General features: G+C 34.2%; 12 protein-coding genes, 2 rRNA genes and 1 pseudogene. 7 read left to right on the top strand and 8 right to left on the bottom strand.

The features are described 5' to 3' along the window. Positions 1-23 precede the first annotated feature (23 nt). The 3 genes and pseudogenes from rrf (IKV95_RS01270) to IKV95_RS11170 all read left to right on the top strand — a co-directional run. Positions 24-139 (top strand): 5S ribosomal RNA (gene rrf / locus IKV95_RS01270). 3 nt (positions 140-142) lie between these two features. Beyond that, positions 143-258, top strand: a 5S ribosomal RNA gene (gene rrf / locus IKV95_RS01265). Positions 259-647: 389 nt separating this feature from the next. Next, positions 648-758 (top strand): annotated as a pseudogene (locus IKV95_RS11170) (IS3 family transposase); the annotation flags it as partial. Between the two features lie 134 nt (positions 759-892). Here the strand turns inward: IKV95_RS11170 and IKV95_RS01260 are convergent. Further along, positions 893-1357, bottom strand: a complete 465-nt coding sequence (locus IKV95_RS01260; protein ID WP_029091348.1) for a helix-turn-helix domain-containing protein — start codon at positions 1355-1357, stop codon at positions 893-895. Positions 1358-1610: 253 nt separating this feature from the next. Here IKV95_RS01260 and trhO point away from each other — a divergent pair, with 253 nt between their 5' ends. Next, positions 1611-2573: an oxygen-dependent tRNA uridine(34) hydroxylase TrhO gene (gene trhO / locus IKV95_RS01255; protein ID WP_029091349.1), complete on the top strand. Its 963-nt coding sequence runs from the start codon at positions 1611-1613 to the stop codon at positions 2571-2573. 23 nt (positions 2574-2596) lie between these two features. Here trhO and IKV95_RS01250 read toward each other — a convergent pair whose 3' ends face one another. The 5 genes from IKV95_RS01250 to hemQ all read right to left on the bottom strand — a co-directional run bounded on the left by IKV95_RS01250 (position 2597) and on the right by hemQ (position 6272). Then, positions 2597-3133 (bottom strand): GNAT family N-acetyltransferase, encoded by a 537-nt coding sequence (locus tag IKV95_RS01250; protein ID WP_287451324.1) that lies wholly within the window; start codon positions 3131-3133, stop codon positions 2597-2599. A gap of 11 nt (positions 3134-3144) precedes the next feature. Beyond that, a complete protein-coding gene (locus IKV95_RS01245) occupies positions 3145-3699 on the bottom strand; it encodes a DUF420 domain-containing protein (protein WP_029091350.1) in 555 nt (184 codons plus the stop codon). 23 nt (positions 3700-3722) lie between these two features. Then, positions 3723-4535, bottom strand: coding sequence for a bifunctional hydroxymethylpyrimidine kinase/phosphomethylpyrimidine kinase (thiD, locus tag IKV95_RS01240; RefSeq protein ID WP_069131418.1), 813 nt, complete (start codon positions 4533-4535; stop codon positions 3723-3725). A 32-nt stretch (positions 4536-4567) separates the two neighbouring features. After that, the gene (locus IKV95_RS01235) at positions 4568-5440 is read right to left on the bottom strand and encodes a Cof-type HAD-IIB family hydrolase (RefSeq protein ID WP_069136672.1); all 873 of its coding nucleotides are present in this window, start codon (positions 5438-5440) and stop codon (positions 4568-4570) included. 88 nt (positions 5441-5528) lie between these two features. Next, the gene (hemQ, locus tag IKV95_RS01230) at positions 5529-6272 is read right to left on the bottom strand and encodes a hydrogen peroxide-dependent heme synthase (RefSeq protein ID WP_029091353.1); all 744 of its coding nucleotides are present in this window, start codon (positions 6270-6272) and stop codon (positions 5529-5531) included. A gap of 191 nt (positions 6273-6463) precedes the next feature. Between hemQ and hemH the strand changes: the two genes are divergently transcribed. The 3 genes from hemH to IKV95_RS01215 all read left to right on the top strand — a co-directional run bounded on the left by hemH (position 6464) and on the right by IKV95_RS01215 (position 9225). Beyond that, entirely contained in the window at positions 6464-7396 is a 933-nt protein-coding gene (hemH, locus tag IKV95_RS01225; RefSeq protein WP_029091354.1) for a ferrochelatase, read from the top strand. Further along, positions 7393-8748: a protoporphyrinogen oxidase gene (gene hemG / locus IKV95_RS01220; protein WP_287451323.1), complete on the top strand. Its 1356-nt coding sequence runs from the start codon at positions 7393-7395 to the stop codon at positions 8746-8748. Before hemH ends, hemG begins: the two co-directional genes overlap by 4 nt. Before the next feature lie 243 nt (positions 8749-8991). Next, positions 8992-9225 (top strand): hypothetical protein, encoded by a 234-nt coding sequence (locus IKV95_RS01215; protein ID WP_029091356.1) that lies wholly within the window; start codon positions 8992-8994, stop codon positions 9223-9225. A 249-nt stretch (positions 9226-9474) separates the two neighbouring features. Here IKV95_RS01215 and pta read toward each other — a convergent pair whose 3' ends face one another. After that, positions 9475-10452, bottom strand: coding sequence for a phosphate acetyltransferase (pta, locus tag IKV95_RS01210; protein WP_036027201.1), 978 nt, complete (start codon positions 10450-10452; stop codon positions 9475-9477). Positions 10453-10473: 21 nt separating this feature from the next. After that, on the bottom strand, positions 10474-10857 hold the full coding sequence (locus IKV95_RS01205) for a DUF423 domain-containing protein (protein ID WP_029091358.1): 384 nt from the start codon (positions 10855-10857) through the stop codon (positions 10474-10476). Positions 10858-10884 lie beyond the last annotated feature (27 nt).

Here is a 10884-nt window from a genome sequence, read left to right as displayed (position 1 = left end):
CTTAGATAAAATTCAAAAAAACGTTTGGTGACGATAGCAAAGAGGATACACCTGTTCCCATCCCGAACACAGTAGTTAAGCTCTTTAGCGCCGATGGTAGTTGGGGGTTTCCCCCTGTGAGAGTAGGACGTTGCCAAGCAAGTTTGGTAGTAATAGCAAGAAGGATACACCTGTTCCCATCCCGAACACAGTAGTTAAGCTTTTTAGCGCCGATGGTAGTTGGGGGTTTCCCCCTGTGAGAGTAGGACATTGCCAAGCAAACTTAAAATACCCTTATGGGTATTTTTTTTTCGAAAATATTAACCGCTCCCCAAAAAATTAGACCTGAAAATATTTATATATTATGAAAAAATAACTCAGGGAGTTTGCTTATTAAGAAACTTTATTTAAATCCATTCATGAAGATGTATAATAACGAGATTTTCTCTTCTGCAATTTCAGTGAAGCCAAGAGATCATTCGGTTATGACTGCATTGAAGTAAACAATTGAGAAAAAAAGTGATTGTACTTATCATTGAACTTTTTATTCAAATAAAGGATGGAGATAGCAAATGAAAGTTTTTAACAATGAACTAAAAAAAGCATATTTTTCAAAGTATGTCTCGTAAACGAAACTGCTTAGAAATTATCCATAGGAGAATTTCTTTAGCATACTCAAACTAGAACTTTACCAGGGCATTATCTATAAAAAATATCAGGAATTAAAATCAGGGATTGAAAATTATATAGCATACTATCATCATTCTCAAATGAAATAAAAATTAAACTAGCAAAGTGTGGCTCAATTCATAAAGAAAATGAGCGGAACTACGTAAAAAAACAGAGTAGAAAATCTACTCTGTAAAAAGTCTAGCTTTTTTGGTTACTACATTAAGTGTTTTTATTTTCTAAATTAATTAACTGGAGACATAAAATCAGTTTTGTTTAGTTCCCCGTTGAATTTTTGAATGAGGCCAGAGAATTGGAGGCGCTCTGCTTCAGACCATTCATCTAATAGGCTTTCATAAATTTTATGGCGTGCTTGATGAGCTTTCTTTAAAAAATAACGTCCGCTTTCTGTTAAAGAATATTTTTTTGACTTTTTATCTTCGATGCTAGTTTCGACACGAAGGACACCTTCACTAACCATATCTTTTAGTTGTTTTTTGACTTTTTCTAATTCTATATGATAAATTTCTGAAATTTTATCAGCAGATAATTTTGGTGTTTCAGCTAACAAATCAAGAATCAAATACGTAGACCATTTTAAGTTTGTTTCCGATTCATTAATTTTTGTTTTGAAAGTGCCCAATCTAAAAGTATGTGCTAATTCGTGTGCAATTTGTTCAGTACTATCATTATTTTTATATGATGACATATGTCAGTCTCCTTTTATTATCTTTATTATCATTGGATAGAAACTAAAAATACAGTTTAATTATAAGTATTTGAATGTTTCTAATAGTCTAGTACAGTATAGCAAAGTATCATTAGAATTACCAATTTAGCAACTGTACTTATTAGTAATACACAAAATTAATCTGGTGTAAAATATTAGTTGATTGTGACATTTTCATGGTATAATATATTGGTTGTAATCTATTATATATATAGTGAAAGGAGTTATTTTTATGCAAGAAACAAAAGAAGCTTACCAGGTTTTACTCTATTATTTATACACACCAATCGAAAATCCAACAGAATTCGCACAAAATCATTTGGCATACTGTAAGGATTTGGAATTGAAGGGTCGTATATTAATTGGTGATGAGGGTATCAATGGTACTGTCTCAGGTACTGTAGAGAAAACAAATCAATATGTTAAAGATATGCAAGCGAATCCACTATTTAAAGGCATAAAATTTAAAATTGATCAAGCAGACGGTCATGTTTTTAATAAAATGCATTGTCGTCCACGAACTGAAATTGTAGCTCTAGAGTTAGAGGATGATATTAACCCTCATGAAGTAACAGGTGAGTATTTAAATGCTGATAAGTTCCGTGAAGCATTACTAGATGAAAATACTGTTGTATTGGATGCTCGTAATGATTATGAATATGATTTAGGGCATTTTCGTGGCGCAATTCGCCCAGATATACGCTCTTTCCGTGAGTTACCTCAATGGGTTCAGGATCATAAAGATGAATTGATGGAAAAAAGAGTAGTTACTTATTGTACAGGTGGTATTCGTTGTGAAAAATTCTCTGGTTACCTTGTACGTGAAGGTTTTAAAGATGTTGGACAGCTTGATGGTGGTATTGCTACTTATGGTAAAGATGAAATGGTTAAAGGTGATTTATGGGATGGTAAAATGTACGTCTTTGATAAGCGCATATCAGTTCCAATCAACCAAGTAGAAGAAGTTATTGTTGGTGTCGATTATTTTGATGGTACACCTTGTGAACGTTATATTAACTGTGCGAATCCACGTTGTAATAAACAAATTTTAACTAATGAATCAAATGAATTAAAATACTTGGGAAGCTGTTCACATGAATGTCGTGTACATGAAGACAATATTTATACTAAACGCCATAATATGTCTGAAGAAGAGTATCAAGAACGTCTATTATTAATAACAGACGGTAAATAATAAAAAAGCAGTTTCTCTCAAAATTAGTTGAGAGAAACTGCTTTTTGCATTGTAGTAAATTCTTGATGCTTTTTTGTAACAGTGAAACCATTTATTGTATAGAACTGTTTTAAAAATTTATTGCTATTTAAGTAATCTAGTCTTAGTGAAGAGATAGATAAACTTTCTGCAATCTCTTCAATGTGTTTTAACATGTGTGAACCGAGATTCATACCATTAAATTCATTGCTAACCATTAAACGATGGATATAAAAGACTTTGGCTTTATCTTTTCCCCATAGTTGAGTGTCCCAAGTACTTTGATCTTGAAGTAATATCACAGCACCAATAATTTGACTATTATATTCATAAACCATAACTTCATTATTAGTTATTCGATATTTTGTATTATGAGAGTCAACACCATCTAACAACGCTGACCACTGACTAGAACCTGATTCTTTGAACGCTTTAGCTTTTTGCAGTAATAGGTTCCAAACAGAGTGATAGTCGTCTGGTGTCGCCCAGCGAGGTGTAATTTGATAAGAGCTATCATTTTTAGTAATTGTGATAGGTGTCATTACCAAGCACCTTAATAATAGGGTGCCATAAAGAGATAAACGATTACACCAGTTATACTAACATATAGCCATATAGGCATTGTCCAACGAACAATTTTTTTATGTTTGACTGTTTGCATTGACCAACCCCACCATGTAGAAAATAAAGCAAGTGGCACAACAAGTGCAGCTAATATACTGTGACTTACTAAAATAAAGAAGTAAATCGGACGAACAACACCTTGTCCACCAAATTTAGGTGGTTCACTTTGGAGAAAGTGAAATGTAAGATAAGAGAATAAAAAGAGCATTGTCGTTACCCACGCTGCTAAGATAAAGCCGCGGTGTAATTTAATGTTTTTCTTCTTAATAATCGCCCACAATGCAAAGCATAAGAAAATGAAAGTAAAACTGTTAAACACAGCGTTGAATCGAGGGAAAAGATAGAGATCGAATGATACTTTTCCACTGTATCCAACAAGTGGTGAGAAAAAGAGTAGTAGAATGAATATGTCGGCTAGAATAGAGACTGTTATGATTAAACCAACGTGATTTTTTTTACTCTTTGGGTGGTGTTCCTGAGACATTTAAATGTCCTCCTTAATTATAATTAGCTTTTTTGACGGTTGTATGCACCGTGCCATACAGGTCCAATAAATTGGTTAAGCGCAAAACCATCTTTAATTGCTGCAGTAACAAAGTCTTTTGCTTTAGCAACAGAATCAGAAACAGTCATACCATTAGCAAGTCCTGCAGTAATTGCTGCTGCAAATGTACAACCTGCACCATGATTATGATTACCAGGTACCTTTGGAGCTTCTAATACAGTATAGTTACTACCATCAAAGAGCAAGTCGATAGCTTTATCAGTTTGCAAGGCTTTTCCGCCTTTAATAACAACGTATTTAGCACCTAAAGCATGTATTTTGGCAGCCGCAACTTTCATACCTTCAAGATCGGTAATAGGAGCAGTCTGCGCTAGTTGGCTTGCTTCGAATAGATTTGGTGTCACCACTGTCGCTAAGGGAACTAATAAATCACGGATAGCAGCAGCGTTTTCTGGTTGCATAAGTTCGTCTTCACCTTTACAGACCATAACTGGATCAATAACAACATTTTTTAATTGATGTTGTTCAATTGCGTCAGCTGCGGCTTTTGTGTTTTCTACAGAACCTAACATACCTGTTTTCATTGCATCGACTGGCCCACCAGAAAGAACCGTTTTAAGAGCTGCCCTAACAACTTCAGAGTCAATGATTGTTACACCATGGCTCCAATTATTATCAGGATCCATGGTTACAATTGAAGTTACTGCAGAAAAACCAAATGTTCCATACTCCTGAAATGTTTTTAAATCAGCTTGTAACCCTGCTCCGCCACTAGAATCAGAACCGGCGATGGTTAGTGTTTTTTTGATTGACATTAAAAATCCCCCTATTAAATAATTCGATTGGTTTACTTTTTATTTAAAACATATTTATCGATTGCGTGAGCAACGCCACTTTCGTAGTTTGGTTTTGTAGTATAAAGCGCAGTATTTTTGACTTCCTGTACACCATTCCCCATAGCAACAGAATGCCCTACGATTGATAACATAGAAATGTCATTTAGATTGTCACCGAGAGCCATTACATTAGTAATATCAATTCCTAAATTATCGGCCAAGTTAGTTAAGGCAATTCCTTTTTGTGCATTTATATGTGTGATTTCGATATTATTTCCACCAGAAGCAGAAATAGCAATGTTTTCAATATGAGCTAATTTAGGACTCAAATAACCAATCATATCTGCATGATATCCTGAAACAATAATTTTCAAGAAACTATTTTCAGTATAGGTGTTTAAAAATTCTTGGAAGTCATCTACAAAATGAGGAATATGAGCATCGGTAAATTTTGTAGAAAGCTTCTCAGCACCATCTTTAGTCATTTCTTCATTGATACTTAAAAAATATTCAGTTAGTAGACTGATTGTTTCTTCGCGTTTTTCGCCAAAAACATCATCTGATGTGTAAACTTGAAAGATAACTTTCTCATTTTTAATAGCGTTATAGACAGCTAATATCTCTTTAGATGGAAGAACGATTTCCTCAATTAACTCGCCTTTTTCAGACCGCGTTTGAGCACCGTTTAAACAAATCATTTGAATGTTTTCCAATTTTTTTTCAGCTAAAAGCTCAGAAGCACTTGCGTATTCTCTTCCGGTTGCCACAACAACTTTAAAACCTTCTGCTTGAGCATCTCTAATAGCACGGGCATTATCATCAGTGATTTTAGCCTCACTTCCAAGCAATGTTCCGTCCATATCTGTTGCAATTAATTGGATCATAGAATCCTCCTTAAATTTTATGCATACCTATACCTAGTCTACCACGTTTCGTTAATATATAGGCAGTTAAGGATTCATTTTTTTAATTTTATAGTGAAAGAAAAGTGGGGATATTTTCTTTTGGTAAATGAACACCAACCATAAAATAAGGGAAATCTCCATATCGAGAACTCGCTTCATCAAAACGCATTTCATAGACGATTTTTTTGAATTGAAGAGCATCATTACTGAAAAGCGTAACACCCCATTCGTGATCATCAAAACCAATTGAGCCAGTAATGAATTGGCGTATTTGCCCAGCGTATTGTCTACCAATCATGCCATGATCATACATTAATTTTTGACGCTCTTCCATCGACAAACGGAACCAGTTATCATCGCCATCACGTTTTTTATTCATGGGATAAAAACAAACGTATTTATTTTTTGGCAACTGTGGATAAAGTCTATTTTGGATGTGTTTCATAACTTTGGGATTTGATGAATCTCCTGAGTAAGTACTCAATTCAATGACAGAAATATAGGAATGTGTGCGTACAAAATAATCAGCAATTTCCAATTTATTGAATTGATTTTCAACATTGTTTAAGTCGCTTAACTCAGGACGTAAAAGCATTAAACCTAGGTCTGCTTTGTGACCAGTAACATCAAAGAAATAGTGGCTACCATTATTTTCAGCACTAACGTTCTCAAGTGAAGTGATGAAGTTGATAAAATCATTTGTTAATTGTGAACGTTTTTCAGAACTTAAAATACGCCATTTTGCCCAATTTATTGTGCGAAAATCATGAAGGCAATACCAGCCATCGTGGGTTTTAACTGCTTCTACCATTATTATCTCTCCTCTATATATTAATACCTCAATTATAAAGGATAGCAGATTATAAAACCAAAATAGAGGGAAGTTCTCTGAAAAAATTTTGAATTTAGACACTAAATTGAAACATTTGACGGATATTTACTAATAATTATTCTAAATAAGTATGTTAAGCTAATGGTGATTAAAAATAAGGGGGCTATGTTTTGAAAAAAATTGGTTTATTGGTGATGGCCTACGGGACACCATATAAAGAAGAAGATATTTTAAGATATTATACAGATATTCGTCATGGTCATGCACCTACGCAAGAACTATATGATGATTTAGCAGAACGTTATCGTGATATTGGTGGGATTTCTCCTTTAGCACGTATTACAGATGAACAGGCTGCAGCACTTGGATCAAGTTTGAACAGTAAAAATGAAGATGTTCAATACCAGGTTTATATTGGGCTAAAACATATCGAACCTTGGATTGAAGAGGCTGTTGTCGAGATGGAAAATGATGGCATTAAAGAGGCTTATGGTATAGTACTAGCTCCACAATATTCTGGTTTTAGTACACAATCTTATCATTCTCGTGCTCAGAAAAAAATTGATGAAATTGGTTCGGAAATTAAATTAACAAAAATATTACGTTGGTTTGAAGAACCTAAATTCTTAGATTTTTGGGCAAATCAAATTAAAGCATTGAATCATTCATTTACAGATGAACAAAGAAAAAATGCAATGTATGTTTTTTCTGCTCATAGTTTACCAGTGAAAATTTTAAAAGATGGTGATTATTATCCTCAAGAAGTGAAACGAACTGCGGAATTAATTGCTGAACGAGCAGGTATTACGAATTTTGTTGTAGGGTGGCAAAGTGCTGGTAGAACAGCTGATGAATGGATTGGTCCAGATGTTTTAGATTTAACACGAGAACTTAGTGAAAATAATTATACGGAGTACATATACTTACCCGTTGGTTTTGTAGCAGAACACTTAGAAGTTCTTTATGATAATGATATCGAATGTAAAGATGTTGTAGCCGAAATCGGTGCAAATTATCACCGTTTAGAGATGCCGAATACAGATCCGCTTTTTATTGAAGCATTAACTGATATTGTTATGAAAGCCCGTGAAACTAACCTATGAAAAAAGTAGCTATTATTGGTGGCGGTTTGTCTGGATTAACGGCTGCTTTCTATTTAGCCCGTCAAAATAAAAACATAGATTGGCAAGTGTATGAAGCAAGTGCACGTTTTGGAGGTCATATAAAAACTGTTCATAAGCAAGGTTATATCATTGAAAAAGGGCCAGACTCTTTTTTAGCACGTAAACCAGCAGGGATGCAGTTGATTCATGACTTGAAACTAGATTCAGAACTAGTGAAAAATGCAACGGGACAGTCATACATTTATCAAAATAAAATTTTCCACCCAATACCTGAGGGTTCAATCATGGGTATACCTACAAAGTTAAAACCCTTTTTAAAAAGTAAACTGTTTTCGCCACTTGGTAAAGTAAGGGTATTATATGAACTAATCAAACCAGCAGATAGATCAAAAGAAGATCAATCATTAGGTGATTTTTTTGAGAAGCGATTTGGTAAAGAAATGGTTACTCATTTAATTGAACCTCTTTTTTCAGGTATTTATGCAGGTAATCTCTATCAAATGAGTTTGAGAGCAACTTATCCGGCAATGGAAACCCTTCTTAATGAAAATGGTAGTATACTAAAAGGTTTGCGAAAGCAACGAGTACAAACGACAGGAACAAAGCAAACAATTGGTGCATTTCGAACACTAAAGGGTGGAATGACTCAACTTGTTGATGAGTTGGTGAAACAACTTCCAGCAGAACGATGTCATCTTAATAAGGCAATTGAAAATATTGAAAAAAAAGAAGATAGATATCATTTACTATTCAAAAATGGAGAAATAGAAGTTGTAGATGAGATTATCTTTGGAATTAATCATTTAAGAGCATTAGAACTAATGCCTCAATATGAGTCACCATTAAAAAATCAAAAAATTGCTTCTTCAGCGACATTATCATTTGGTTTCAAGATAGATGATGTTCCCAGTCTACCTGAAGGAACAGGATTTTTAATGACACGTGAAAAAGACGAACATATGACAGCTTGTACATGGGTCCATACAAAATGGCCACATATGGTACCAGAAAATCGTGTATTATTACGTGTGTTTTTAGGCAGAAGCAATCTATCTAACGTTACTGAGTTAGCAGATGACGAATTAATCAGCTTAGCACGTACTTATCTACAAGATATAATGGGTGTTACGGCGGAACCAGAAGTTACTGAAATAAGTAAGATGAATATGGCAATGCCTCAATACGATATTGGACATACTGAAAGAGTAGCTTCGTTATTAGAAAAGACAAAACACCAACGAGAAGGACTGCATTTTATTGGTATGTCATACGAGGGTGTAGGTATTCCAGATTGTATTCAATTAGCTAAAGAAACAGTAAAGAATATGTGAACAAGAACTTTTTATTTGATTTGGAGATAATCTGAATCAGATGAAAAGTTTTTTTGAATGACTTATATTCGCTAAATATATATAGTGCATAAGAATAAATAAGGATAAAGTGATAACAAGGTGATTGTTTTTCCATAAACTGCTTCTTTTTAGGTATTTAATGAGCTATATGAGGAGGTGTTTCTATGTTAAAATCAAGTTGTATGAAGGTGGTATATATATAAATCAGAGAGGAGAATAAAGATGCGCATAGAAGATAATTGGGATGATGTTTTGATTTATTCAATCGTCTTTACTTCTAAAAAAGACTTAAATAAAGAAGTGAAAAAAATACATAGATATTGTATTTTTCCAGTCGATTGGACAAAAATACAAATAGAAAAGCGTTTTAGGGATACAATCCAACAAGATATTAACATTATTGGAATACACGAACATAATTTTGCTTGGCTACCTAAAAATCAAATATTTTCATAAAAATTATTTTAGGCTGTATATTGCCGATATTTGATGGTGATATACGGTCTTTTTTTGATAACTTTACTTTCTAATTTATAAGTAAGCGTATTATGGTATTGGTGAGTATTCACTGATGCCTATTTTTTGTGGGAAAAGAGAACCACTCAATTGGATTGATTGATATTCAATTGAAAATTTTGAATGTCGATACAAAAAAACAGCCACACAAAGTGCAGCTGTAAAAATACTGTAATATTGGGGTGTTAATTATTTAGCGACAGCTTGAGCTGCAGTAATTAATGCTAATTTATAAGCATCATCTGCAGTACAACCACGCGATAAATCATTCACAGGTTTGTTTAAACCTTGTAGAATAGGTCCAACTGCTTCTAATTTAGCAAAACGTTGTACTAATTTATATCCGATATTACCTGCACTAAGATTAGGGAAAACGAAAACAGAAGCATTACCTAATAAAGGTGAATCAGGTGCTTTTAATTGTGCAACTTCTGGAACAAATGCAGCGTCAAATTGAATTTCACCATCAACTATTAAATCAGGGCGTGCCTCTTTGACAAGGCGAGTTGCTTCAGCAACAGCTTCTGCTTCTGGAGATTTTGCCGAACCATGAGTTGAGAAACTCAACATAGCAATTTTAGGCTCGATGTTGAAGATACTTGCAGTTTCAGCACTTGCAATAGCAGTTTCAGCTAAGTCAATACTATCTGGACTGATGTTGATTGCAACATCTGAAAAGATAAAACGTGATGAACGACCAAGCATCATCATAGCACCAGAAGTTTTTTTGATCCCTGGCTTAGTTTTGATGATTTGTAAAGCAGGTCTAACAGTATCACCTGTTGAGTGAACTGCTCCACTTACAAGACCTTGTACTTTGTCAGTATGCACAAGCATTGTGCCAAAATAGTTTGGATCTAGTAGCATTTTACGAGCTTGTTCCTCAGTTGTTTTACCAGCGCGGCGTTCAACAAAGGCTGTTACCAATTCTTCAAATAATTCATCATTAGCTGGATCATGAGTTTCAATGTTATCAATAATAACACCAGCTTCTTTTGCTGTGGCTGCAATGACTTCAGGATTACCTAATAATACAGGGATAACACTTCCTTCTGCTTGTAAACGTGCAGCAGTTGATACAATACGTGTATCGTTTCCTTCTGGGAAGACAATACGAATATCTTTCCCTACAACTTTTTCTTTTAACTCATTGATTAATGTTTTCAAAATGTTGCCTCCTAAAATTTTTTAATAGTTAAAACGTGATGTGCGAATTCTAAAGATACCCAAAATTACAAATAGCCATGCAAGAATAAAAAAGACGCCACCAATAGGTGTAACGATACCAATTGCAGTGATTTTTATAAGACTAAGTGTATAAAGGCTACCTGAGAAAAATAAAGTACCTATAACCATCAACCATGCCGCAATCGAAAAAAACGAATCACGGAAGAGATGAAGTAAAATAGCAATTACTAATAGTGCGAGTGCATGAAACATTTGATATTGCACTGCAGTTTCCCAAACGGAACGAGAGCTGCCAAGTTGTTCTTTTAAGGCGTGTGCTCCAAATGCACCAAGTGCAACGGCTAGCATTGCAAATACTGCACCAATAATAGCAAATTTTTTCATGTGAGCTCCTCATTTCATGTAGCTTGA

The organism is Brochothrix sp. (assembly GCF_017549435.1).
GTDB lineage: Bacteria > Bacillota > Bacilli > Lactobacillales > Listeriaceae > Brochothrix > Brochothrix thermosphacta.
Note: the sequence above shows the minus strand (reverse complement) of the source record. Positions and strands in the feature narration are given on the sequence as shown.